Origin of the sequence: Methylobacterium sp. CB376, assembly GCF_029714205.1 — a bacterium.
Classification (GTDB): domain Bacteria; phylum Pseudomonadota; class Alphaproteobacteria; order Rhizobiales; family Beijerinckiaceae; genus Methylobacterium.
This window is the reverse complement of record NZ_CP121648.1, coordinates 1,863,809-1,888,020: the sequence shown is the minus strand read 5'-3', so window position 1 is coordinate 1,888,020 and position 24,212 is coordinate 1,863,809. Positions and strand designations below refer to the sequence as shown.

Genomic DNA, 24,212 nt, shown 5'->3' with positions numbered 1-24,212 from the left:
CGGCCCCAAGCGGGTCTGCTGCGAGCCCAAGCGGGTCTGCTGCGAGTCTCGCTCCCGCGCCGTCCGCCGAGCCGGAGCACGTCGGCGAAGGGCGCTCAGCCCGGGGACGTCTCCTCGCGCCCCGCCCCCGCCGCGGCCGGGATCGAGGCCCGGAAGGTCGAGCCGCGGCCCGGCTCGCTCTCCACGACGAGCCGGCCGCGGTGGCGGTTCAGGATGTGCTTGACGATGGCGAGGCCGAGGCCGGTGCCGCCCTGCTGGCGGCTGGAGGCCGGGTCGACCCGGTAGAAGCGCTCGGTCAGGCGCGGCAGGTGCTCGGGCGCGATGCCCGGGCCGTCATCCGCGACGGCGATCTCGACCTGGGCCGGCCGGCCCGCCTCGGCCGCGAGGGCCGACACGCGCACGCTCACGCGCCCGCCCTCGCCGCCGTACTTGACGGCGTTCTCCACGAGGTTCTCCACGAGGCGCAGGATCTCGTCGCGCTCGCCCAGCACCGCGAGCGGGGCGGGCCCCTCCTCCAGCGCGATCGCGACGCCCCGCTCCTCGGCGAGGGGAGAGAGGGAATCCACGATCTGGCGGGCGAGCGGCCCGACCTCGATCACGGTCGTCGGCGGCACGTGGGCGCGCAGCTCGATGCGCGACAGCGACAGGAGGTCGTCGATCAGCCGCGTCATGCGCAGGGCCTGCTCGCGCATGATGGCGAGGAAGCGGTCCCGGGCCAGGGAATCGTTGCGGGCCGGCCCCTGCAGGGTCTCGATGAAGCCGAGGAGCGAGGCGAGCGGCGTGCGCAGTTCGTGGCTGGCATTGGCCACGAAATCGACCCGCATCGTCTCCAGCCGCTTGGCCGAGGTGAGGTCGCGCAGGAACAGGACGAGGTTCGGCTGCCCGCCCGCGTCGGCCGAGCCCTTCATGGCGCCGATCTGGACCTCGAAGGTGCGCTCGGTCGGGACCCGCGGGGCGTAGAGGGTCTTGAGGGGCGCGCCCGTGTGCAGCACGGTCTCGATGCCGTCGAGCACGCCGGGATCGCGCAGCGCGAAGGAGAGCGGGTATTTCGGCCGCAGCGTCGGCAGCAGGGCGCGGGCCGCCGCGTTGGCCTCGATCACCAGGGCCCGGCGGTCGATCAGGATGACCGGGTCCGGGATATTGGCGAGCAGGGCCTCGGCGAGGCTGGGGCGGTCCTCGCACGCGCCCTCCCGGCGGGGCAGCGGTTCCTCCGCCCGCGGCGAGGCGAGCCAGCCGCCGAGCAGCACCGCCGCGGCGGTGCCGAGGCCGAGCCAGAGGTCCGGGCCGCGCTCCCAGGCGGCCGCCCCGGCGACCGTCAGGGCGGCGATCAGGGCGGCCCGCCACGCCGCCCGGCGGGCAGCGCCGGCCCTGTGCGGGTCGAAGGGGAGAGAAGGCATGGGTGCAACCCTAAGCCGATCGCGTGACGGGTTCGCGATGCCCGGCACGGTCGCGTCGGCGGTCCCGGGCGGCGGCGCGGCGCCGGGCGGCGTCACGCCTCCTCGTCGCCCTCGGGCGCCTCGCGGGGGGTGAGCCTGACGCGCTTGGCGATCTCGTAGGCGCCGAGCGCCGCCAGCGCCACCACGAAGGGCACCAGATAATAGCAGACCCGGAACAGGAGCAGCGCGCCGAGCACGGATTCCCGCGGCAGCCCCGACAGGGCGAGGAGCACGGTCGCCTCGAAGACGCCGAGCCCGCCGGGGGCGTGGCTCGCGATGCCGAGCATCGCCGCCACCACGTAGATCGCCACGAAGGCCTCGAAGCTCACCCCGTGGCCGGGCGGCAGCAGCACGTAGAGCACGCCCGCCGCCGCGCAGACGTCGCAGGCGCCCACCAGCATCTGGCTCAGGGAGAGGGCGAGGCCCGGCAATTCGAGCCGCCAGCCCCTCACCCGCACGCTGCGCCGCCTCAGCGTCACCCAGCCCAGATAGGCGAGCACCCCGGCCATGGCCGCGAGGCCGAGGCCCCGGTTGATGGCGCTGCTCACCGAGGTCAGGCGCGACAGGGGCTCGGCCTCCCGCACGAGGCTGAAGCCGAGCACCGCCCCCATGCCGAGCCAGAAGGTGAAGCCCGCCACGATGGTCAGCGCCGCGATCCGCCCGGGGCTCAGGCCCTTGCCCGAGTAGATCCAGTACCGGATCGTGCCGGCGGTCAGGAGCGGGAAGCCCAGGTTGAAGCTCACCGCGTAACTGGTGAAGGAGGCGAGCGCCGTGGTCCGGTACGGCACCCTGATCCTGAGCTGGCGCAGGGCGAGCGCGTCGTAGCAAGTGAGGAACAGGTAGCTCACCGCCACCAGCATCACGGCGAGGCTCACCTGCTCGCCGGTGGCGGCCGTGAAGGCGGCGCGCAGCTCCGACCAGGTCACGGTCGAGACGAGTTCGTAGAGCACGCCGAGCGAGATGAGGAACAGGATCGCGCTCGCGGCGGTGCCGATCCAGGCGTAGCGCCGCTTGCGGCGGCCGGCGCGGTCGAGGGCCGGCACCTCGGGCGCGGGATCCTGGTCCCGGCCCGCCGCGGTCGGCTCGGCCCGCGCGAGCCGCGTATCCTGTCTGGCGAAGTTCATCTCGTCGGCGTCCGACTCCGCTGGCCGCCGACCGGCCTCCCCCGCGGGCACCGGCCCGGCACCTTCGGCGGCACTCCGACCGAGCCCCGCTTGCGCCCGCCATGTAGGCGCTCCGGCGCCGGAAGACCAGACGAGACCGGGTCTTGCCCCGGGAGCGGGCCTCACGCGCAGAAGCGCAGATGCGCCGCCGCCTCGGCGAGGCCGGCCGCGATCCGCTCGCGCACCTCCGGGCTGGTGCAGACGAAGGTCGGGCTCGGATGGGGCACGCCGACCACCGGCAGGTCGGGCCGCAGCGCGCGCAGGGCGGCGGCGTGGCTCTGGGCGACGCGGCCGGCCAGGACCACCACGGCGAGGTCGGGCATCAGGTCGAGGAGGGCGGGCAGGTAGGGCGCGGCGGCGCGGATCTCGGCCCGGCGCGGGGCGCGGTTGCGGGCGCCGGGGGCGTGGATGACCCAGGGCACCGCGTTCCAGATCAGCGTGTCGGCGCGGGCGATCCGGGCCCGCGCCAGGAACCCGAACAGGTTGGCGGCGGTGCCGGTCGGGTTGTCGCGCGACACGAAGGCGGTGCGGCCGGTGGCGGGGCCGGGCGTCTCGAGGAGCAGGAGCAGCCGGGCCGCCGCGCCCCCGTCGAGGGGATCGGGCTCGGGCACCGGCGCGCCCTGCGCGGCGGCGATGCGGGCGGCGAGGGCGCGCAGCGGCGCGAGATGGGGCGCGCCGAGGAGGGCGCGCCTGGCCGCGAGCGCGGCCGGGTCCGCGAGGGTCTTGGGCGTGGTGGGCGCGGTCACGGGACGGCGTTCGCTGACGGGAGAGGCTTTCGGGAGCGGTCGCAGGCGGAGGAACGAACGAGCCGCCCCGTTGGTCCGGGCGCGGACCATGCCCGTCCCGATCAGCGGCCCGGCCTCACGGCGCCTGTCTCGCGGTCGAGCGCCCCGCCCCGTCAGGGCGAGAACCGCGCCCCCAGGCTGTAGGCGTCGCCCCGGAAGATCTGGCGCACGTAGGTCACCGTGTCCTCCCCGCGCCAGGTGCGGCGCTCGACCGCGAGGCAGGCGCCCCCCGGCGGCAGGTCGAGGGCGCGGGCGAGGGCGCCCGGCGCGTTGAGCGCCGTGATGCGGTGCGAGGCCTCCGTCCAGGGCACGTGCCGCAGCAGCCACGTGCCGGGCGGCACGGCGGAGAAATCCACCTCCGCCGCGGCCGGCACCGCCGCGAGGCTGATCAGGCGCTCCTCCTGCGCGAAGGGACGCCCGTCCGCGAGGTGGCGGCAGGTGAGGTCGAGGAGCGGCTGGCCCGGCGCGAAGCCCGCGCCCGGCGGGTCGCCCGCCCCCGCCCGCCGCTCCCGGCGCGCGACGAGTACCAGCCCGTAGCGCGCCCCGCGCGCCGCGATCTCGGCCGGGATGTCGGGGATCTGCAGCACGGCCGATTGCCGGGCGGGGGCGGCCACGAAGGAGCCGGCGCGGCGCCGGCGCTCGATCAGGCCCGCGGCCGCCAGCCCCGCGAGCGCCTTGTTCACGGTCATGCGCGAGCAGCCGTAGAGCGCCGAGAGTTCCGACTCGAAGGGGATGCGATGGCCCGGCGGCCAGTCGCCCGACAGGATCCGCGCCTCGATCTCGCTGCGGATCCGGGCCGTCAGGCTGGGGCCCCCGGTCACGCGGCGAGCCTCGCCAGGGCGGCCCGGAAGCGCGCCGCCACCGCCTCCCGCCGGTGGTGCCGTCCCTGCGCGACGACGCGCGCCCCGGCGCGCCAGACCCGGTCGATCGCCCCGGCGCGGGCCGCGAACACGAAGCCGTCGAGCCACGCGTCGCCGGAGCGCTCCGCCAGGGCCGGGTGGTCGGGATCGAGGGCGACGATGTCGGCGGGCTGCCCGGGCGCGAGGCCGGCGGGCCGGCCGAGGGCCTGCCCGCCCCCGGCGAGGGCGGCCTCGATCAGGGCGCGGCCGGTCGAGGCGGAGCGCGCCGAGGTCGCGACGCCGCGCACCCGCCCGGCGAGGCGCTGGCCGTATTCGAGCAGGCGCAGCTCCTCGGCCGCCGCGATCAGCACGTTCGAGTCGCTGCCGATTCCGAACCGGCCGCCCGCACCCTGGAAGGCGGCCAGCGGGAACAGCCCGTCGCCGAGATTGGCCTCGGTGATCGGGCAGAGGCCCGCCACCGCGCCGCTGCGCGCGAGCCCGCGCGTCTCGCTCGGCGTCATGTGGGTGGCGTGGATCAGGCACCAGCGCGCGTCGACCGGCGCCGCGTCGAGCAGGAGTTCCACCGGCCGCGCCCCGGTCGCCGCCCGGCACTCCTCCACCTCGCGCAGCTGCTCGGCCGCGTGGATGTGGACCGGGCCGCCCTCCGCCAGGGGCAGGATCGCGGCGATCTCCGCGAGGGTCGCGGCCCGCAGGCTGTGGGGCGCGAGGCCGACCACGCAATCCCGCAGGTCCGCCACCGCCCGGCGGCTGCCCGCCATCACGGCCGCGAAGGTCTCCGGGTCGCTGACGAAGCGGCGCTGGCCCGCGGTCGGCGGCAGCGCGGGCGCCCCCTGCCCCGGCCCGAAGCCGCCATGGGCGTAGAAGACCGGCAGCAGCGTCAGGCCGATCCCCGCCTCCGCCGCCGCGGCGGCGATCCGCCCGGCCATCTCGGCCGGGTCCGCGTAGGCGCGCCCGTCCGGGGCGTGGTGCAGGTAGTGGAACTCGCCGACCCAGGTGAAGCCGGCCTCCAGCATCTCCACGTAGGCCTGCGCGGCCACCGCCTCGACGTCCTCCGGCGCCATCCGGGCCACGAAGCGGTACATCACCTCGCGCCAGGTCCAGAAGGAGTCCTCGTGCCCGCTGCGGCACTCGGCGAGCCCCGCCATGGCGCGCTGGAAGGCGTGGCTGTGCAGGTTCGGCAGGCCGGGCAGCGCGATCCCGCCGGTCTCGTCCCCCGGCCGCGCCGGCACGCCGCTCTCCAGCGCCGCGATGCGCCCCTCCCGGACGTCGAGGGCGACGCCCTCCGCCCATCCTTCGGGCAGCAGGGCGGAGCGGAACCAGAGCCGGGCCATCGCGGGTCCCTCCCCCGCGCGGGACGGGTGGACAAGGGTCCGCGCGGCCGATTATGTCTATACATACTCGGCGCGCACCGCCACCCGGCGGCCGATTCGCCGGGCCGCTTCCACCCGCCAGGAGCCGTCCCATGCTGTGCGACCGCCTGTGGCGCAACGCCCGGCTCGCCACCCTGGCCGAGGGGGCGCCGGGGCTCGGCCTCGTGGAGGACGGGCTGATCGCCGCCCGCGACGGGCGCATCCTCTACGCGGGGCCGGCGCGGGCGGCGCCCGCCTTCGCGGCCCGCGAGACGGTCGATTGCGAGGGGCGCTGGATCACCCCGGGCCTGATCGACTGCCACACCCACCTCGTCCACGGCGGCGACCGGGCGGCGGAGTTCGAGGCGCGGCTCGCCGGCGCCAGCTACGAGGAGATCGCGCGGGCGGGCGGCGGCATCGTCTCGACCGTGCGCGCCACCCGGGCGGCGAGCGAGGACGCGCTCGTCGGGAGCGCGCTGCGGCGCCTCGACGCGCTGATCGCCGAGGGCGTGACCGCGGTCGAGGTGAAGTCCGGCTACGGCCTCTCCGTCGCCTCCGAGCGCGCGAGCCTGCGGGCGGCCCGCCGCCTCGGGGAGAGCCGCGACGTCACCGTGACCACGACCTTCCTGGGTGCCCACGCGCTGCCGCCGGAGGAGCCCGACAAGGACCGCTACATCGCGCATGTCTGCACCGAGATGCTGCCCGCCCTGGCGCGGGAGGGGCTGGCCGACGCGGTCGACGCCTTCTGCGAGGGGATCGCCTTCTCGCCCGCCCAGACCGCGCGGGTCTTCGAGGCGGCGCGGGCGGCGGGCCTGCCGGTGAAGCTGCACGCCGACCAGCTCTCCGATCTCGGCGGGGCGGCGCTGGCGGCGCGGTTCGGCGCCCTCTCGGCCGACCACCTGGAATACGCGGACGAGGCCGGCGCCGCCGCCCTGGCCCGGGCCGGCACCGTGGCGGTGCTGCTGCCGGGGGCCTTCTACTTCATCCGGGAGACGCGGCGGCCGCCCGTCGACCTGTTCCGCCGCCACGGCACGCGGATGGCGCTCGCCACCGACTGCAATCCCGGCACCTCCCCCCTCACCTCCCTGCTCCTCGTGCTCAACATGGGCGCGACGCTGTTCCGGCTCACCGTCGAGGAATGCCTCGCGGGCGTGACCCGGGAGGCGGCCCGCGCCCTCGGGCGCCTGCACGAGATCGGCACGCTGGAGGCGGGCAAGTGGTGCGACCTCGCGGTCTGGGACGTCGAGCGCCCGGCCGAACTCGTCTACCGCATGGGATTCAACCCGCTGCACGCCCGCATCCGGAGGGGCCGATGAGCGCCGTCACCCTGACTCCCGGCCGCGCCGCGCTGGCGCAGTGGCGCGCGATCCGCGACGGGGCCCCGCTGCGGCTCGATCCCGCCTGCCGGCCCGGCATCGCGCGGGCCGCCGAGACCGTGGCGGCGATCGTGGCGCGGGGCGAGCCCGTCTACGGGATCAATACCGGGTTCGGGAAGCTCGCGACGGTGCGGATCGCGCCCGACGACCTCGCCACGCTGCAGCGCAACATCGTGCTCTCGCACGCGGCGGGGGTCGGGGCGCCGGTCCCGGCCGGGATCGTGCGGCTGATGATGGCGCTCAAGCTCGCGAGCCTCGCGCAGGGGGCCTCGGGCGTGCGGCCCGAGACGGTGGCCCTGCTCGACGCGATGCTGGCGCGGGGCGTGACCCCGGTGGTGCCGGGCCAGGGCTCGGTCGGCGCCTCGGGCGACCTCGCGCCGCTCGCCCACATGACGGCGGCGATGATCGGCGTCGGGGAGTGCCTCGACGCGGGGGGCGCCCGGCTGCCCGCCGCCGCGGCCCTGGCGCGGGCGGACCTCGCGCCCCTCGATCTCGGCCCGAAGGAGGGGCTGGCGCTCCTCAACGGCACGCAATTCTCGACCGCGCTCGCGCTGGCGGGCCTGTTCGGGGCGGAGGACCTGCTGCGGGCGGGCCTGGTCACCGGGGCGCTCTCGGTCGACGCCGCCCGCGGCTCGGACACGCCCTTCGACCCGCGCATCCACGCGCTTCGCCGCCACCGCGGCCAGATCGACGCGGCCGACGCCCTGCGCCGCCTCCTCGCCGGCTCGGCGATCCGGGCCTCGCACCTCGTCGGCGACGAGCGGGTGCAGGACCCCTACTGCCTGCGCTGCCAGCCGCAGGTGATGGGGGCCGCCCTCGACCTCCTGCGGCAGGCGGGGGCGACCCTGGAGACCGAGGCGAACGGCGTCTCGGACAACCCGCTCGTCTTCCCCGAGACCGGGGAGGCGCTCTCGGGCGGGAACTTCCACGCCGAGCCGGTGGCCTTCGCGGCCGACATGATCGCGCTCGCCCTGTGCGAGATCGGCTCCCTCGCCGAGCGGCGGATCTCGCTCCTCGTCGACCCCGCCCTGTCCTCGGGCCTGCCGGCCTTCCTGACCGGGCGGCCGGGCCTCAACTCGGGCTTCATGATCCCACAGGTGACGGCGGCGGCCCTGGTCTCGGAGAACAAGCAGCGGGCCTACCCGGCGAGCGTCGATTCGATCCCGACCTCCGCCAACCAGGAGGACCACGTCTCGATGGCGGCCCACGGCGCGCGGCGCCTCCTGGCGATGGCGGAGAACGCCGCCGCGGTGCTCGGCATCGAGCTGCTGGCAGCGGCGCAGGGCTGCGATTTCCTGGCGCCGCTGCGGTCGAGCGAGGCCCTGGAGCGGGTGCGGGCGCGGCTGCGGGCGGCGGTGCCCCGCCTCGACGAGGATCGCTACCTGCATCCGGAGCTCGAGGCGGCGACGGCTCTGGTGCGCGACGGGGCCGTGGTGGCGGCCGCGGGCCTGGACCTGCCGGGGGTGGACGGGCGATGACGCCGGCCTGGCTCGCGGTCCGGCGGGGGGCGTCGCCCCTTCTCCTCAGCCTGCCCCATACCGGCACCGAGATCCCGCCCGAGATCGAGGCCGGTCTCGTCTCGCCCTGGCTCGCCCGCAAGGACACGGACTGGTTCATCGAGCGGCTCTACGCCTTCGCGGCGGATCTCGACGCCACGATCATCCGCACCTCCCTCTCGCGCACGGTGATCGACGTGAACCGGGACCCGTCCGGCGCCTCGCTCTATCCCGGGCAGGCGACGACGGAGCTCTGCCCCACCACCACGTTCGACGGCGAGCCGCTCTACCGGGACGGGCAGGCGCCCGACCCGGCCGACCGGCGCGCCCGCTGGTTCGACCCCTACCACGCGGCCCTGCAGGACGAACTCGCGCGGCTGCGGCGGCTCCATCCCCGGGTGGTGCTCTACGACGCCCACTCGATCCGCTCGGAGATCCCGCGCCTGTTCCCCGGCCTGCTGCCCCATTTCAACATCGGCACGCATGGCGGCCAGGCCTGCGACCCCGCCCTCCAGGAGCGGATCGAGGCGATCTGCCGGGGCAGCGGCCTCAGCCAGGTCAGCAACGGGCGCTTCCGCGGCGGCTTCATCACCCGCGCCTACGGCCGCCCGCAGGACGGCGTCCACGCGGTGCAGATGGAACTCGCCTGCCGCGCCTACCTGGCCGAGCCGGTCGGGCCGGTCGATCCCGCGACCTGGCCGGTGCCCTACGATCCCGACCACGCCGCGCCGGTCCGCGCGGCCCTGCAGGACGTCCTGTCCGCGTGCCTCGCCTTCGGAGCCTGCCCGCCATGAGCCGCCTCGACGATCCCCGCCTCGACAATGCCCGCCTCGTCCGCGCCCCGCGCGGCCCCGCCCTCACGGCGCGGAGCTGGCTCACCGAGGCGCCCCTGCGCATGCTGATGAACAACCTCGACCCGGAGGTCGCCGAGCGGCCGGGCGAGCTCGTGGTCTATGGCGGCATTGGGCGGGCGGCCCGGGACTGGGCGAGCTTCGACCGGATCGTCGCCGCCCTCACGGACCTGGAGGAGGATCAGACGCTGCTGGTCCAGTCCGGCAAGCCGGTCGGGATCTTCCGCACCCACGCGGACGCGCCCCGCGTGCTGATCGCCAACTCCAACCTCGTGCCGCACTGGGCGACCTGGGCGCATTTCCACGAGCTCGATCGCCGGGGCCTGATGATGTACGGCCAGATGACGGCCGGCTCCTGGATCTACATCGGCAGCCAGGGGATCGTGCAGGGCACCTACGAGACCTTCGTGGAGATGGGCCGCCAGCACCATGGCGGCGACCTCGCCGGGCGCTGGATCCTGACGGCGGGCCTGGGCGGCATGGGCGGGGCGCAGCCCCTCGCCGCCACGATGGCGGGCGCCTCCTGCCTCGCCGTCGAGTGCCGGGCCTCCAGCATCGAGTTCCGCCTTCGCACGGGCTACGTCGACGTGCAGGCCCGGGACCTCGACGAGGCGCTCGCCCTGATCGAGGAATCCTGCCGGGCGCGCACGCCCCGCTCGGTCGCGCTCCTGGGCAACGCCGCCGAAATCTACGCCGAGATCTGGCGCCGGGGCGTGCGGCCGGATTGCGTCACCGACCAGACCTCCGCCCACGATCCCGTCAACGGCTACCTGCCCCGGGGCTGGAGCCTCGCCGAGTGGGAAACCCGCCGCGAGAGCGACCCGGACGGGGTCGCGGCGGCGGCCAAGCGCTCCATGGCCGAGCAGGTTCGGGTGATGCTGGACTTCCACCGGGCCGGCGTGCCCGTGGTCGATTACGGCAACAACATCCGGCAGATGGCGCTGGAGGAGGGCGTCCGCGACGCCTTCGCCTTCCCGGGCTTCGTGCCGGCCTATATCCGCCCGCTGTTCTGCCGCGGCATCGGGCCGTTCCGCTGGTGCGCCCTCTCGGGCGATCCCGAGGACATCTACCGGACCGACGCCAAGGTGAAGGAATTGCTGCCCGACAACGCAGCCCTGCACCGCTGGCTCGACATGGCGCGGGAGCGGATCCGCTTCCAGGGCCTCCCGGCCCGGATCTGCTGGGTCGGCCTCGGCGACCGCCACCGCCTCGGCCTCGCCTTCAACGCGATGGTGCGCAGCGGCGAGCTGAAGGCCCCGATCGTGATCGGGCGCGACCACCTCGATTCCGGTTCGGTCGCCTCGCCGAACCGCGAGACCGAGGCGATGCGCGACGGCTCGGACGCGGTCTCCGACTGGCCGCTCCTGAACGCGCTCCTCAACACCGCCTCGGGGGCGACCTGGGTGTCCCTACACCACGGCGGCGGCGTCGGAATGGGCTTCTCGCAGCATGCCGGGATGGTGATCGTCTGCGACGGCAGCGAGGCCGCCGACCGGCGCCTCGCGCGGGTGCTCTGGAACGATCCGGCGAGCGGCGTGATGCGCCACGCCGATGCCGGCTACCCGGACGCGGTCGCCTGCGCGCGGGAGCACGGTCTGACCCTGCCGAGCCTCGGCTGACCGCCCGGCGGGGCCGCGCGGCGGGCCCTGCTGGACCGGGCGGGCAGGTTACTGGTATATGCCTGTAATCCGCGGCGCCGGGCCCCCGCATCCGCTCACGACGCGGGGCCAGGGCCGCCGCGGTCGAGCCCGTCCCGACCCGCGCGCGCCATGGACCACGACCTCGCAGCATCGTCCCGGGGCATCGCGGATGCGGCGCCGGAGGCGCTCGCGCCGGCCCGCGCGGCGCGGACGATCGGCCTCCTGGTGCTGCCCGGGGCGCAGCTGATGTCGCTCGCCGCGCTCGCCGCGTTCCAGAGCGCCAACGCGCTCGGCGCGAGGCCCGCCTACGCGATCCGCCTGGTCTCGCAGGAGGGCGGGCCGGTGCCGACCGCGGCGGGGTTCCGCCTGGAGACCGAGCCCTTCCCGGAGGCGCCCTTCGACACGCTGATGGTCGGGGCCTTCGCGGGGCCCCGGACCGTGCCGGCGGGCCTCGCCGCCCTGGTCCGGCGGGCCGCGGCCCGCGCCCGGCGGGTGGCGGCGACCTGCACGGGCGCCTTCGTCCTGGCGGAGGCCGGGCTGCTCGACGGATTGCGCGCGACGGCGCATTGGCGCAACGCCGCGGAGCTGCAGGCCCGCTACCCGGCGGTGCGCCTGGAGCGGGACCGGCTCTACGTCGGCGACGGGACGGTCTGGACCTCGGCCGGGATGGCGGCGAGCATCGACCTCGCCCTGCGCCTCGTCGAGGACGACCTCGGTCCGGAGACGGCCCGCGAGGTGGCGCGCCGCATGCTGCTGGAGCGGCGCCGCTCCGGGGGCCAGCCGCAGCTGTCGCGCCTGCTCGACCTCGCCCCGAAGACCGACCGGATCGAGCGGGTGCTCGACTACGCCCGGCGCCACCTGCGGGAGGACCTGACGGTGGCCCGCCTGGCCGAGGCGGCGCGGCTGTCGCCGCGCCAGTTCAGCCGCGCCTTCCGGCAGGCGCTGGGCCAGCCGCCCGCCAAGGTGGTCGAGCGGCTGCGGGTGGAGGCGGCGCGGGCGATGCTGGTGGAGGGGCGCCACTCCCTGGACGTGATCGCCGCGGAGGTGGGCTTCGCCGATCGCGAGCGGATGCGCCGCGCCTTCCTGCGCCTCTACGGCCAGTCCCCGCAGGCCCTGCGCCGGGCGGGCCACCCGGCGGAGACGGCCTGATCCGGGATCCGCTTGACCGAGGCGGATCCCGGATCACAAGCCTGCGCGGCGCCTGAGCGAAGCCCTCGGGAGCGAGCCGGATCACCGCCGAGATGCGCCCGTCGCGGCCCCCGCAGGCGAGACCGCGGCACGGCGCATCGCCCGCCCCGTCGAGGATCACAGGTCGCGCCGACCTCGCCGATGGGGTCGAGGCGGCCGCATCCCGGGCGGGCCGCGGCCCGGCGTCAGAAGAACGCCTGCAGCCCGGTCTGCGCCCGGCCGAGGATCAGGGCGTGCACGTCGTGGGTGCCCTCGTAGGTGTTCACCGTCTCCAGGTTCTGGGCGTGGCGCATGACGTGGTACTCGCCCATGATGCCGTTGCCGCCGTGCATGTCGCGGGCGGTGCGGGCGATCTCCAGCGCCTTGCCGCAATTGTTGCGCTTGACGATGGAGATCATCTCGGGCGCGACCCGGCCCTCGTCGAACAGCCGGCCGACGCGCAGGGAGGCCTGGAGGCCGAGCGCGATCTCGGTCTGCATGTCGGCGAGCTTCCTCTGCACCAGCTGCGTCTGGGCGAGCGGGCGGCCGAACTGGGTGCGGTCGAGCGTGTACTGGCGGGCGCGGTGCCAGCAATCCTCCGCCGCCCCCAGGGCGCCCCAGGAGATGCCGTAGCGCGCCCGGTTGAGGCAGCCGAACGGCCCCTTGAGGCCGCTGACATGGGGCAGGAGCGCGCTCTCGGGCACCTCGACCCCGTCCATGACGATCTCGCCCGTGACCGAGGCCCGCAGGGAGAGCTTGCCCTTGATCTTGGGGGCGGAGAGCCCCTTCATCCCCTTCTCCAGGACGAAGCCCCGGATCTGGTTGTCGTGGGCGGGCGACTTCGCCCAGACCACGAAGACGTCGGCGATCGGCGCGTTCGAGATCCAGGTCTTGGCCCCCGAGAGGCGGTAGCCGCCGTCGATCTTCTCCGCCCGCGTCCTCATGCCGGCGGGATCGGAGCCGGCATCGGGCTCCGTGAGGCCGAAGCAGCCGACGAACTCGCCCGTCGCGAGCTTCGGCAGGTAGGTCCGGCGCTGCGCCTCGTCGCCGTAGGCGTAGATCGGGTACATGACGAGGGAGGATTGCACGCTCATCATCGAGCGGTACCCGGAATCGATCCGCTCCACCTCGCGGGCGACGAGGCCGTAGGCGACGTAGCTCGCGCCGGCGCAGCCGTACTCCTCCGGCAGCGTCACGCCGAGGAGGCCGAGCTCGCCCATGGCGTTGAACAGGGAGCGGTCGGTCCGCTCCTCCGCGTAGGCCTCGACGATGCCGGGGAGGAGCCGCTCCTGCGCGAAGCCGCGCGCCGTGTCCCGGATCAGCCGCTCCTCGTCCGTGAGCTGGTCCTCCAGCAGGAAGGGATCGTCCCAGCGGAAGGCGCCCTTGCTTCCCTCGTGCGGCTTGGCCGCGCTCAGGTCGGTCTGGGTGATGGCGGCGACGGGCGCGGCGGTCATGCGCGGGCTCCTCCTGCTGGTCGGTTGCCCCGAGGTGTAGCGCGGTCGCGCCCCGACCGCCAGGACGCGAAACCGCGTTTCGCAGCGGCCGGCCGCCTCACCGGGCCGGGCGGGCCTCGTCGTCGAAGGCCGGGGCGGCCTCGAGCTCCGCCTTGGTCATGCGCAACTCGGCCTCGATCGGCCCGCCGCTCTTGCCGACCACCAGGACGGTGGCGGGTCCGCGCGGCTGCCGCGCCGCCTCGACTGAGCCGGTCGCCTCGGTGACCGCGCCGCTGTGCTTGTCCTGCACGGCCGAGAGCACCTCGTTGCGGCTCGTCGCCCCCGGCATCGTCTCGGGGCCGGCGGTCCGGGCCTCGGCCTCGCTCGGCGCGCGCTCGGGCGTGGTGAAGGAGGGCGGGCTCTCCCGGGGCGACACGCCGGTGTTCCAGGCGAGCGTGTCGAAGGGCACCGCGACCTTCTTCTCGCCGAGGCCCAGGAAGCCTCCCACCCCGATCACGACCGCCCGCACCCGGCCGTCCTCGGTGACGAGGAGGTCCTCGATCTTGCCGACCCGGACGTGGTCCTGCCCGACGACGCCGACGCCGCGGATCTTGCTCGCCCGCATCGCGCCCGGGGGCGGGGCCGTGAGGAACGGCGAGGCGCCCTGCTGGGCAGGGACGGACTGGGCATGGACGGACTGGGCGAGGGCCGCCGGGCCGGCGAGGAGCGCGGTGGCGAGCGTCAGCGGGGCGATGCGCGCGGTCAGGGGGCGTCGGGTCATGGGACCTCCGATTCCCCGCACCAACGGCAGCGGCGGCGCGGAGGTTCACGGCCCGGGCGCGCCCTAATACGCGACCTTGCGCTCGACGGTGCGGAACTGGACCGCCGTGAGGGCGATCACGATGATCATCAGCACCACGGACTGGGCCGCGGAGGCGCCGAGATCCGAGCCGGTGCGCCCGTCCTGGTAGACTTTGTAGACGAGGGTCTGGGTGGCCCGGCCCGGCCCGCCATGGGTGAGGACGTCGATCGTCCCGAACGTCTCGCAGAACGCGTAGACCACGTTGACGACGAGGAGGAAGAAGGTGGTGGGCGAGAGCAGCGGGAACACGATGGTCCAGAACCGCCGCGCCGGCCCCGCCCCGTCGATCGCCGCCGCCTCGATCACGCTGCGCGGGATCGCCTGCAGCCCGGCGAGGAAGAACAGGAAATTGTACGAGATCTGCTTCCAGGCGGCGGCCATGACCACGAGGATCAGGGCGTGGGTGCCGTCGAGGAGCGGGTTCCAGGCAACGCCGAGGTCGCGCAGCCCCCGCGCGACGATGCCGAGGGAGGGCTGGAACAGGAAGCCGAACAGCACCCCGGCCACCGCGGGCGCCACCGCGTAGGGCCAGATCAGGAGGGTGCGGTAGAGGCCCGCCCCGGCGAGTTCCCGGTCGGCCATCACGGCAAGGAGCAGCGCGAGGCCGAGCGACAGCCCCGCCACCGCGGCCGAGAACACGGCCGTGACGCCGAGCGCGCCGTAATAGGCCGGGTCGGCGAACAGGGCCCGGTAATTGTCGAAGCCCACGAACTCGCTCGCGAGCCCGAAGGCGTCCTGCGCCAGGAAGGACTGGCCGACCGCCTGGACGGCCGGCCAGTAGAAGAACAATGCCACCGTCAGGAGCTGCGGCAGGAGCAGGAGGAGCGGCAGCCGCCAGCCCCCGAAGGTGACGCGATCGGGTCCCACGGTCAGCGGTTCGCTTGCTTCTCGAACTGGCGCAGCATGGCGTTGCCGCGGGCGGCGGCCTCGTCGAGGGCCTCCTTGGCGCTCTTCTTGCCGGCGAGCGCCGCCTCGATCTCCTCGGCCCAGACGTCGCGCATCTGCGGCATGTTGCCGAGGCGCAGGCCGCGGGAATTCCCGGTCGGCGGCTTGTTGGTCAGTTCCTTGAGCGGGACTTCGAGGGCCGGGTTCTTGTCGTACCAGCCATCCGCCTTCGACTTCTCGTAGGCCGCCTTGGTGATCGGCAGGTAGCCGGTGGTCTGGTGGATGCGCGCCTGCCGCTCGGTGTCCGACAGGAAGGCGAAGAACTTGGCGACGCCCTTGTACTCCTCGGCCGACTTGCCGCCCATCACCCAGAGCGAGGCGCCGCCGATGATGCTGTTCTGCGGCGCGCCGGGCGCGTCGGGATAATAGGGCATCGGGGCCGCCGCCCACTCGAACTTGGCGTTGCCGCGCACGTTGCCGTAGGAGCCGGAGGAGCCGAGCATCAGCGGGCACTCGCCCGAGGTGAAGCGCCCGAAGCCGTTGTCGTAGCGGCCGGAATAGTCGTAGAGCTTGTCCTTCTGCATCTCCGCGAGCGTCGCGAGGTGCTTGACCTGCAGCGGCCCGTTGATCTGCAGGGCGGTGTCGAAGCCGTCGAGCCCGTTGGCCTTGGTGGCGAGCGGCACGTTGTGCCAGGCCGAGAACTGCTCCAGGTGGGCCCAGGTCACCCAGGTGTTGGAGACGCCGCAGGTGGTGTAGCCGGCAGCCTTGAGGGCCTTGGCGGCGGCGAAGACCTCGGGCCAGGTCTTGGGCGGCGCGTTCGGGTCGAGGCCGGCCTTCTTCAGCGCGTCCCGGTTGACCCACATCACCATCGACGAGGAATTGAACGGGAAGGACAGCATCTCCCCGGCGGCGGTGGAGTAGTAACCCGTGATGGCCGGCAGGTAGGCATTCGGGTCGAAGGGCTCGCCCGCCTCCTTCATCAGCTGGTAGACGGGCTTCACCGCACCCTTGGCCGCCATCATGGTGGCGGTGCCGACCTCGAAGACCTGGATGATGTGCGGCGCGGTGCCGGCCCGGAAGGCCGCGATGCCGGCGTTCAGCGTCTCCGGATAGGTACCCTTGTAGGCCGGGACCACCTTGTACTCGCTCTGCGAGGCGTTGAACTCCTCGGCCAGCCGAATGACCGCGTCGTTGTTGGCCCCCACCATGGCGTGCCACCATTGCAGTTCGGTGACCGCGAGGGCGGGACCGGCCGCCGCGATCCCGAGGACCGCGAGTCCGGCGCGAAGGATCGTGTTCAGGGCCATGGCGCCTCGTCTCCTGCTGTGCCGTGGGCACAGATGGGGCGGTTCTGTTTCAGCCCGATGACGGGTGCGGCCGGGCCATTGCCAGACGTGCAAAAGCACGCCCGCGCACGCGGAGCAAGAGGAGGCCGCGGCAGGGACCGGCGCCGCCTCGCCCGCGAGGCGGAGGATCCTGCCCGGTGGGCGCCGATGCGGGTCTTCGACCCACGCCCAGGCGCCTGCCGGCGCGCGACCCGTTGTTCTTACCGGAGCAAGGCGGCACGCGCGGCACATCCCGCATGCATATAAGATTCGGTTAATCGTCACGCGCTAGGTGACTGGTGAATCGTGCCGCTTCACTGGTCGTTCCACGCGCCCCATGCCGATCCTGAGTCCGTGCCGGCGCTCCAGGCGCCTCCTGCTCGCCGTCGGCACGGTGCTGGCGGTCGGCATCCTGACCATGCGGGCGTCGCTCCCGGCCCCGCTCGTCGCGCGCATCGCGATCGCCGACATGACCTGGGTCGAGGTGCAGCAGGCGCGCGAGCAGGGCTTCACGACCGTGCTGGTGCCGAGCGGCGGGCTGGAGCAGAACGGCCCGTTCTTGCCGATCGACAAGCACGACAGTATCGTGGCCTTCACGGCGCGCCGGATCGCGGAGGCGCTCGGCCATACCCTGGTCGCCCCGGTGATCTCCTACGTGCCCCAGGGCCGCTTCGATCCGCCCTCCGACAACCTCCTGTTCCCCGGCACGCTCGGCGTCTCCGAGGAGGCCTTCGCCGGGACGCTGGAGGGTATCGCCCGCAGCCTCAAGGCGCACGGCTTCCGCCTCATCCTGTTCCTGTGCGACCACGGCGGCAGCCTGAAGGTGCAGCAGGAGGTGGCGGCGCGCCTCGACCGCGCCTGGGCGCCGCAGGGCGTGCGCGTGGTGAGTGTCGACGCCTACTACGTCGAGGGGAACCGCGCGCAGCAGGTTTGGCTCGAGTCCCAGGGCGAGACGCCGGCCACGATCGGCTTCCACGCCGGGCTCGCCGACCACGCCCTGATGCTGGTGACGGCCCCGGAGCGGGTCGATCTCACCCGCGCCGCCCCCTCGCTCCTGGTGCGGCTCGGCCTCGCCGGCGACGGGAGCAGCGGCGACCCGCGCCGCGCCACCGCCGAGCGGGGGCGCCGGCTCCTGGCGATCCAGGTCGAGGCCGCGCTCGCGCAGATCCGGCCGCTGATGGCTTCCGGCCAGGGATTGTGACCATGCCCGACCTCCCGCTCCCGCCCGCCCTCTGGGCCGCCGTCCACGGTCTCGCCGAGAGCACCGCGGGGGTGTGGCTGCTGCTCACGATCCTGGGCGCCGTGTTCACGGCCGTCAGCCTCGTGGCCCGGCCCTGCAATCCGGGCCAGCCGTGGTGGCGCAAGCCCGACGTCCTCACGGATGTCTGCTACTGGTTCGCGATCCCGGTCGTCTCGGGCTACGCCCGGGTCTGGCTCCTGGTCATCGGCATCGTGGTCATGAACGCCGCCTGCGCCTCGGCCGGGCTGCCGGCGCAGTTCGGGGAGGGCAAGGGCCCCCTCGCGGGCCTGCCGTTCTGGGCGCAGGTGCCGCTCTACCTGATCCTGTCCGACCTCGTGATGTACGCGACCCATCGCCTGTTCCACACGATGCGGTTGTGGCGGTTCCACGCGGTCCACCATTCCTCGGAGCAGGTGGAGTGGGTGTCGGCGGCCCGGTTCCATCCGGTCGACGCGGTCTTCCACGGCGCGCTGTCGGACGCGGTGCCGCTCCTGCTCGGGATCTCGCCGGACGTGGTGATCGCGCTGGTGCCCTTCAGCGTCGCGCTCGCCGCCCTCGCCCACGCCAACCTCGACTGGACCTTCGGCCCGCTGCGCTACCTGCTGGTCAGCCCGGTCTTCCACCGCTGGCACCATACCGGCCCCGACCAGGGCGGGAACATGAACTTCGCGGCGAGCTTCCCGTTCATCGACCTGATCTTCGGGACCTTCTACATGCCCAAGGGGGTGCTGCCCGAGGCCTACGGCAACGGCGACCCGTCCTTCCCGTCCGGGTTCGGCGGCCAATTGGTCCACCCCTTCGTCGGCGCGGGCGCGGGCGGGGCGGCCGAGGGCGCCGGCCTCGGCCGCTGAGCGCAACGGCCCGACGCACGTCCGCCTGGCTCCTCGCTCCCGCACCGCTTCCGCCGCCTGACCGGCGGCCCCTCCGGCGCGCGATGCGCGGGAGCGTCAGGTCGCCCGCCCGCGCTCCCGCAGCGCCGTGAGAGTGGTGGTCGGGGTGATCGCCTCGGGGTCGATCGGGCAGTGCAGGATCGCCGGCAGGCCCGAGGCGCGGGCGCGGGCGAGGGCTTCGGGGAAGTCCTCGGTCCGGGTCACCCGCTCGCCGTAGCCGCCGAAGGCCGTCGCGTAGGCGGCGAAATCCGGGTTGCGCAGGCTCGTGCCCGAGACGCGGCCCGGGTATTCCCGCTCCTGGTGCATCCGGATCGTGCCGTACATGCCGTTGTCGACCAGGATGACCAGGATCGGCAGGCCGTACTGCACGGCGGTGGCGAAGTCCTGCCCGTTCATCAGGAAGTCGCCGTCGCCCGACACCGCCACCACGGTGCGCTCCGGCCGCAGGCGCTTGGCCGCCACCGCGGCCGGGACGCCGTAGCCCATCGAGCCGGAGGTCGGGGCGAGTTGCCCGTCGAAGGCCCGGAAGGGCCAGAAGCGGTGCACCCAGGTGGCGAAGTTGCCGGCCCCGTTGCACAGGATCGCGTCGGCGGGCAGCACCTCGCGCAGATGCGCCATCACGCCGCCCATCTGGAGTTCGCCCGGGGTGGCGACGCGGGCGGGATCGCTCCAGGCGAGGTAGGACGCGTGCGCCTCGTCGGTCCCCTCCGCCCAGGGCAGCCGGGCGGGCGGCTGCACGGTCTCGATCGCCGCCGCGAAGGCGGCGGGGGTCGCGTTGACGGCGAGGTGCGGCCGGTAGACCCGGCCGAGCTCCTCGGGATCCGGATGCACGTGGACGAGGCGCTGGCGCGGCCCGGGAATGTCGAGCAGGCTGTAGCCCTGCGAGGGGATCTCGCCGAGGCGCCCGCCCACCAGGAGCAGGAGGTCGGCCTCCCGGATGCGGGCGAGGAGCCGCGGATTCGCGCCGAGCCCGAGATCGCCCGCGTAGCTCGGGTGGTCGGCCGGGAACAGCCCCTGGCGGCGGAACGAGCAGGCGACGGGCAGGCGGAACAGGCCGGCGAAGCGCGCGAGGCGCCGCACGGCCGCCTCGCTCCAGCGGCTGCCGCCGAGGAGCGCGAGGGGCCGCTCGGCCTCGCCGAGGAGCCGCTGCAGCGCCACCATCTGGGCCAGCGCCGGATGGGTCTCGGTCGGCGCGTAGGGCGGCGCGTCCGCCACCGCGGCGGTGGCGGTGAGCACGTCCTCCGGCAGGGCCACCACGACCGGGCCGGGCCGGCCCGCCGTGGCGACGTGGAAGGCGCGGGAGATCAGTTCCGGCAGGCGGGCCGGGTCCTCGACCTCGGTCACCCACTTGGCCACCGTGCCGAACACCGCCCGGTAATCGATCTCCTGGAAGGCCTCGCGCTCGCGCGCGCCGCGCTCGACCTGGCCGACGAACAGGATCAGCGGCGTCGAATCCTGGCGCGCCACGTGCAGGCCGGGCGCCGCGTTCATGGCGCCGGGGCCCCGGGTGACGAAGCAGATGCCGGGCTCGCCCGTGAGCTTGCCGGCCGCCTCGGCCATCATGGCGGCGGAGCCCTCCTGGCGGCAGACGGTGAGGCGGATCGCGGCGTCGTGGAGCGCGTCGAGCACCGCGAGGTAGCTCTCGCCCGGCACGCAGAAGGCGTCCCGCACCCCGTGCACGAGGAGCTGATCGACGAGGATCCGGCCGCCGGAGCGGGGCGTGGCGCTGTCAGGCATCGCGTGGCTCTCCTGTCCCGATCCCGCCGGATCGCACGGGCGGCGGCCCACCGGAAGGGTCACCCGCCCCAGGCCGGGTCGTCGAGGACGCTCCGCGTGTGATCCCCCACCTGCGGCGAGGCGGCGTCCGCCACCATGGGCACGCCGTCGATCACGATCGGCGAGCGCACGCTCGGCACGTGGCCGCCCTTGGCGCGCGGCTCGGGCAGGTCGACCCGCAGGCCCCGGTGCCGCACCTGGGGGTCGGCGAAGACCTCCGCGAGGTCGTTGATCGGCCCGACCGGCACGTTGACAGCGGTGAGCCGCGCCAGCAGCTCCGCCTTCGGGTGGCGGCTGGTCTCGGCGGCGATCAGCGGGATCAGCACGGCCCGGTTCGTCACCCGCGCCGGGTTGGTGGCGTAGGCGGGGTCCCGGTGCCACGCGGTGCCGAGCACGCCGCAGAGCTTGGCGAATTGCCCGTCATTGCCGCAGGCCACGATGACGTGGCCGTCGGCGGCCGGGAAGACCTGGTAGGGCACGATGCTAGTGTGCTCGTTGCCCATCCGCGGCGGCAGCTGGCCCGAGACGAGGTAGACCAGCGCCTGGTTGCCGAGCACCGAGACCTGGGTGTCGAGCAGCGCCATGTCGACGTGGCAGCCCTCGCCGGTGGCGTGGCGGCCCTGGAGGGCGGCGAGGATCGCCGTCGCCCCGTAGACGCCCGTGAACACGTCCGCGAAGGCGACCGCGGTCTTCACCGGCTCGCCCGCGGGCTCGCCGGTGAGCGACATGATCCCGCCGAGGCCCTGGATCATGAAGTCGTAGCCGGCGCGCGGCGCGTAGGGTCCGTCCTGGCCGAAGCCGGTCACCGAGCAGGTGATGAGGCGCGGGTTGAGCGCCCGCAGGCTCTCGTGGTCGAGCCCGTACTTCCTGAGGCCGCCGACCTTGAAGTTCTCGATCATCACGTCGGCGTGGGCGGCGAGCCGGCGCACCACGGCGCGGCCCTCCTCGGTCTCGAAATCCGCCGCGACCGAGCGCTTGCCGCGATTCGTCGAGTGGAAGTAGGAGGCCGAGAGGGTGCCGCCCTCCGCCGCCTCCACAAAGGGCGGGCCCCAGGCGCGGGTGTCGTCCCCGACCCCCGGCCGTTCGACCTTGACGACGTCGGCCCCGAGATCCGCCAGGAGCTGGCCGATCCAGGGCCCGGCGAGGATGCGGGCGAGTTCGAGCACCCTGATTCCCGCGAGCGGCTTGTGCACGGAACCTCCTTGGAGGGGGCCTCACGCGGCCTCGTGGCGGCCGGGACGAGCCGGCCTTCTAGCGCATTTCCCGCCGAAGGGGATGCCGGTTCGGCGCAGGACATGCGGCACGCTCGAGGAGCTGGAGCAGCGCCCGATGGCACCGTGATCGGGCGCTGCTCCACGCATCATTCGCCGAAACGGTCACCGGTTCGGCGCAAGAGGTGATGCGAGGCCAAGACCCTCAGCGGACCCGCAGGGAGCAGGTCTGCCGAGGGCATCGGGCGGGCCGCGCAACTGGACCGCGCTCAGCCCGGATCTGGTTTCCCGCGGCTCCGGCCAAACGCTCGGCTCAAGAGCGGCTCAAGAGCGCTTGGCCCAACAGCGCTTGGCCCAACAGCGCTTGGCCCAACCATGATGCCCGGCCGGATCGGCCGCAACCCGCCGCGTCTTGGCCAGGACGGCCATCGCGTCCTTGACCGGCATGCGCGCCGACGCCTTGCCGGCCGCCGGAGAGGCGATCATGCGCAACGCCCGGTCACGCGCGGCGGCGGATCCGTCGATCCTCCCCGGTCAGGCGCCCCCGCCGATCCGCCGCCCGGTCTCGCGGTCGAAGACGTGGATCTCCGCCGGATCGAAGGCGAGGAGGACGGTCGCGCCCTCCGCGGGCTCCGGCCCGGCCGGCACCTGCACCACCACCTCGCCCTCCCCGAGGGTGCCGTGGAGCAGGCGCGTCGCCCCGAGCTCCTCCGCGAAGGCGACCCGGAAGGGCAGGCCCTCGGGGGCGATCCGGAAGGCTTCGGGCCGCAGCCCGACCTCGACCGGGCGGCCGGCCGGGAGATCCGGCAGGCTCACGGGAAACACCCGGCCGGCAATCCGGACCCCCTCCCCCACCGCCTCGGCGGCCAGGATGTTCATCGGGGGCGAGCCCATGAAGGTCGCGACGTAGCGCGTCGCGGGCCGGCGATAGATCTCGATCGGGGTGCCGACCTGCTCGATCAGGCCCCCGTTCATCACCACCAGCCGGTCGGCCATGGTCATGGCCTCGACCTGGTCGTGGGTGACGTAGACCGTCGTCACCCCGAGCTGGCGCTGCAGGCGGCGGATCTCCACCCGCATCTGCACCCGGAGCTTGGCGTCGAGGTTCGAGAGCGGCTCGTCGAACAGGAAGATCCGGGGCTTGCGCACGATCGCCCGCCCCATCGCCACGCGCTGGCGCTGGCCGCCCGAGAGCTGGCGCGGGTAGCGGTCGAGGAGCGCGTCGAGGCCGAGCAGCCGCGCCGCCTCCCCCACCCGCGCGGCGATCTCGGCCTTGGGCGTGCCGCGGTTGCGCAGGCCGTAGGCGAGATTGTCCGAGACCCGCATGTGCGGATAGAGCGCGTAGTTCTGGAACACCATGGCGATGTCGCGGGCGGCCGGCTCGACTTCGTTGACCACCCGCTCGCCGATCGCGATGGTGCCCGCCGTCACCGTCTCCAGGCCGGCGATCATCCGCAGCACCGTGGACTTGCCGCAGCCCGAGGGGCCGACGAGGACGCAGAAGGCCCCGGCCGGCACCTCCAGCGAGACGCCGCGCACCGCCGCGACGCCTCCCGTGTAGGTCTTCCCCACCTGATCGAGGACGAGGCGCGCCATTCCGGGATCCGTTGCTCGCAGGGCTACTTCTCGGTCTCGACGAGCCCGCGCACGAACAGCCGCTGCATGCCGACCACCACCGCCACCGGGGGCAGCATGGCGAGCATCGCGGTGGCCATCACGACCTGCCACTCGGTGAGCTGGTCGGTGATCGTGGTCATCTTGCGCAGGCCGATCACCACCGTCTGCATGTCGTCGCGGGTCGTGACCAGGATGGGCCAGAGGTACTGGTTCCAGCCGTAGATGAAGAGGATCACGAAGAGCGCCGCCGTGGTGGTGCGCGAGAGCGGCAGCAGCGTGTCGATGAAGAACCGCACCGGCCCCGCCCCGTCGATGCGCGAGGCCTCCACCAGCTCGTTCGGCACGGTCAGGAAGAACTGCCGGTAGAGCAGGGTCGCGGTGGCCGAGGCGATCAGCGGCAGGGCCAGACCCGCGTAGCTGTCGAGCAGGTGGAGATCCGCCGCGACCTTGTAGGTCGGGTAGATCCGCACCTCGACGGGCAGCATCAGGGTGACGAAGATCAGCCAGAAGGCGGTCTGCCGGAGCGGGAAGCGAAAGTAGATCAGCCCGTAGGCCGAGAGCAGCGAGATCACGATCTTGCCCGCCGCGATGGCCAGCGCGGTGATCAGGCTGTTGAGGAGCATGGTCGCGACCGGCGCGCCCGCGAGCCCCGATTCCGTCAGCGCCCTGCGGTAGTTCTCGGCCGCGTGGAGGCCCGGCCAGAGGGGCATCTGGCCGTTCGCCACGGTGGCGCCGTCATGCGTCGAGGCGACGAAGGCGAGGTAGACCGGGAAGGCCACGATGGCGACCCCGATCCACAGCACGAGGTGCGGGACGAGCGTGCCGAAACGGCGGTTCTCGACCATCCCGG

At 74.0% G+C, this 24,212-nt stretch carries 20 protein-coding genes; 7 read left to right on the top strand and 13 right to left on the bottom strand.

Annotation, left to right across the window (positions count from 1 at the left end):
* Positions 1 to 95: 95 nt before the first annotated feature.
* From QA634_RS08390 to QA634_RS08370, 5 genes are all read right to left on the bottom strand, one after another.
* Entirely contained in the window at positions 96 to 1,397 is a 1,302-nt protein-coding gene (locus QA634_RS08390; RefSeq protein ID WP_012331563.1) for an ATP-binding protein, read from the bottom strand.
* 92 nt (positions 1,398 to 1,489) lie between these two features.
* Positions 1,490 to 2,560: a lysylphosphatidylglycerol synthase domain-containing protein gene (locus QA634_RS08385; RefSeq protein WP_012331562.1), complete on the bottom strand. Its 1,071-nt coding sequence runs from the start codon at positions 2,558 to 2,560 to the stop codon at positions 1,490 to 1,492.
* Between the two features lie 161 nt (positions 2,561 to 2,721).
* Positions 2,722 to 3,345, bottom strand: a complete 624-nt coding sequence (locus tag QA634_RS08380) for a uracil-DNA glycosylase (RefSeq protein WP_012331561.1) — start codon at positions 3,343 to 3,345, stop codon at positions 2,722 to 2,724.
* A gap of 152 nt (positions 3,346 to 3,497) precedes the next feature.
* Entirely contained in the window at positions 3,498 to 4,205 is a 708-nt protein-coding gene (hutC, locus tag QA634_RS08375) for a histidine utilization repressor (protein WP_012331560.1), read from the bottom strand.
* Positions 4,202 to 5,575: a formimidoylglutamate deiminase gene (locus QA634_RS08370; protein WP_012331559.1), complete on the bottom strand. Its 1,374-nt coding sequence runs from the start codon at positions 5,573 to 5,575 to the stop codon at positions 4,202 to 4,204. The genes hutC and QA634_RS08370 overlap by 4 nt, the downstream gene beginning before the upstream one ends.
* Before the next feature lie 131 nt (positions 5,576 to 5,706).
* Between QA634_RS08370 and hutI the strand changes: the two genes are divergently transcribed.
* The 5 genes from hutI (at position 5,707) to QA634_RS08345 (ending at position 12,105) form a co-directional block, all read left to right on the top strand.
* Positions 5,707 to 6,909: an imidazolonepropionase gene (gene hutI, locus QA634_RS08365; protein WP_012331558.1), complete on the top strand. Its 1,203-nt coding sequence runs from the start codon at positions 5,707 to 5,709 to the stop codon at positions 6,907 to 6,909.
* Positions 6,906 to 8,447 carry a histidine ammonia-lyase gene (gene hutH, locus QA634_RS08360; protein WP_012331557.1) on the top strand — a complete coding sequence of 514 codons (1,542 nt, stop codon included), beginning with the start codon at positions 6,906 to 6,908 and terminating at the stop codon, positions 8,445 to 8,447. The genes hutI and hutH overlap by 4 nt, the downstream gene beginning before the upstream one ends.
* Positions 8,444 to 9,259: an N-formylglutamate deformylase gene (hutG, locus tag QA634_RS08355; protein ID WP_012331556.1), complete on the top strand. Its 816-nt coding sequence runs from the start codon at positions 8,444 to 8,446 to the stop codon at positions 9,257 to 9,259. Before hutH ends, hutG begins: the two co-directional genes overlap by 4 nt.
* Complete coding sequence (gene hutU, locus QA634_RS08350) at positions 9,256 to 10,935, top strand: urocanate hydratase (RefSeq protein ID WP_012331555.1); 1,680 nt, start codon at positions 9,256 to 9,258, stop codon at positions 10,933 to 10,935. Before hutG ends, hutU begins: the two co-directional genes overlap by 4 nt.
* A 150-nt stretch (positions 10,936 to 11,085) precedes the next feature.
* Positions 11,086 to 12,105 (top strand): GlxA family transcriptional regulator, encoded by a 1,020-nt coding sequence (locus tag QA634_RS08345; protein WP_012331554.1) that lies wholly within the window; start codon positions 11,086 to 11,088, stop codon positions 12,103 to 12,105.
* Positions 12,106 to 12,329: 224 nt separating this feature from the next.
* Here QA634_RS08345 and QA634_RS08340 read toward each other — a convergent pair whose 3' ends face one another.
* The 4 genes from QA634_RS08340 to ugpB form a co-directional block, all read right to left on the bottom strand.
* On the bottom strand, positions 12,330 to 13,577 hold the full coding sequence (locus tag QA634_RS08340; RefSeq protein WP_012331553.1) for an acyl-CoA dehydrogenase: 1,248 nt from the start codon (positions 13,575 to 13,577) through the stop codon (positions 12,330 to 12,332).
* Between the two features lie 97 nt (positions 13,578 to 13,674).
* Positions 13,675 to 14,337 carry a PRC-barrel domain-containing protein gene (locus QA634_RS08335; protein WP_012331552.1) on the bottom strand — a complete coding sequence of 221 codons (663 nt, stop codon included), beginning with the start codon at positions 14,335 to 14,337 and terminating at the stop codon, positions 13,675 to 13,677.
* A gap of 63 nt (positions 14,338 to 14,400) precedes the next feature.
* Entirely contained in the window at positions 14,401 to 15,285 is an 885-nt protein-coding gene (gene ugpA, locus QA634_RS08330) for a sn-glycerol-3-phosphate ABC transporter permease UgpA (protein ID WP_012331551.1), read from the bottom strand.
* Between the two features lie 2 nt (positions 15,286 to 15,287).
* Positions 15,288 to 16,610, bottom strand: coding sequence for a sn-glycerol-3-phosphate ABC transporter substrate-binding protein UgpB (gene ugpB, locus QA634_RS08325; protein WP_012331550.1), 1,323 nt, complete (start codon positions 16,608 to 16,610; stop codon positions 15,288 to 15,290).
* A gap of 355 nt (positions 16,611 to 16,965) precedes the next feature.
* Between ugpB and QA634_RS08320 the strand changes: the two genes are divergently transcribed.
* Together QA634_RS08320 and QA634_RS08315 are read left to right on the top strand one after the other, a co-directional pair.
* Positions 16,966 to 17,829: a creatininase family protein gene (locus QA634_RS08320; protein WP_012331549.1), complete on the top strand. Its 864-nt coding sequence runs from the start codon at positions 16,966 to 16,968 to the stop codon at positions 17,827 to 17,829.
* Between the two features lie 2 nt (positions 17,830 to 17,831).
* The gene (locus QA634_RS08315) at positions 17,832 to 18,719 is read left to right on the top strand and encodes a sterol desaturase family protein (RefSeq protein WP_012331548.1); all 888 of its coding nucleotides are present in this window, start codon (positions 17,832 to 17,834) and stop codon (positions 18,717 to 18,719) included.
* Between the two features lie 96 nt (positions 18,720 to 18,815).
* On the opposite strand, the gene QA634_RS08310 is transcribed toward QA634_RS08315, so the two are convergent.
* From QA634_RS08310 to ugpE, 4 genes are all read right to left on the bottom strand, one after another.
* Entirely contained in the window at positions 18,816 to 20,495 is a 1,680-nt protein-coding gene (locus tag QA634_RS08310; RefSeq protein ID WP_012331547.1) for a thiamine pyrophosphate-binding protein, read from the bottom strand.
* A gap of 59 nt (positions 20,496 to 20,554) precedes the next feature.
* Positions 20,555 to 21,727 (bottom strand): CaiB/BaiF CoA transferase family protein, encoded by a 1,173-nt coding sequence (locus tag QA634_RS08305; RefSeq protein ID WP_012331546.1) that lies wholly within the window; start codon positions 21,725 to 21,727, stop codon positions 20,555 to 20,557.
* A 552-nt stretch (positions 21,728 to 22,279) separates the two neighbouring features.
* Positions 22,280 to 23,341: an ABC transporter ATP-binding protein gene (locus QA634_RS08300; protein ID WP_012331545.1), complete on the bottom strand. Its 1,062-nt coding sequence runs from the start codon at positions 23,339 to 23,341 to the stop codon at positions 22,280 to 22,282.
* Positions 23,342 to 23,364: 23 nt separating this feature from the next.
* On the bottom strand, positions 23,365 to 24,207 hold the full coding sequence (ugpE, locus tag QA634_RS08295; RefSeq protein WP_012331544.1) for a sn-glycerol-3-phosphate ABC transporter permease UgpE: 843 nt from the start codon (positions 24,205 to 24,207) through the stop codon (positions 23,365 to 23,367).
* Positions 24,208 to 24,212 lie beyond the last annotated feature (5 nt).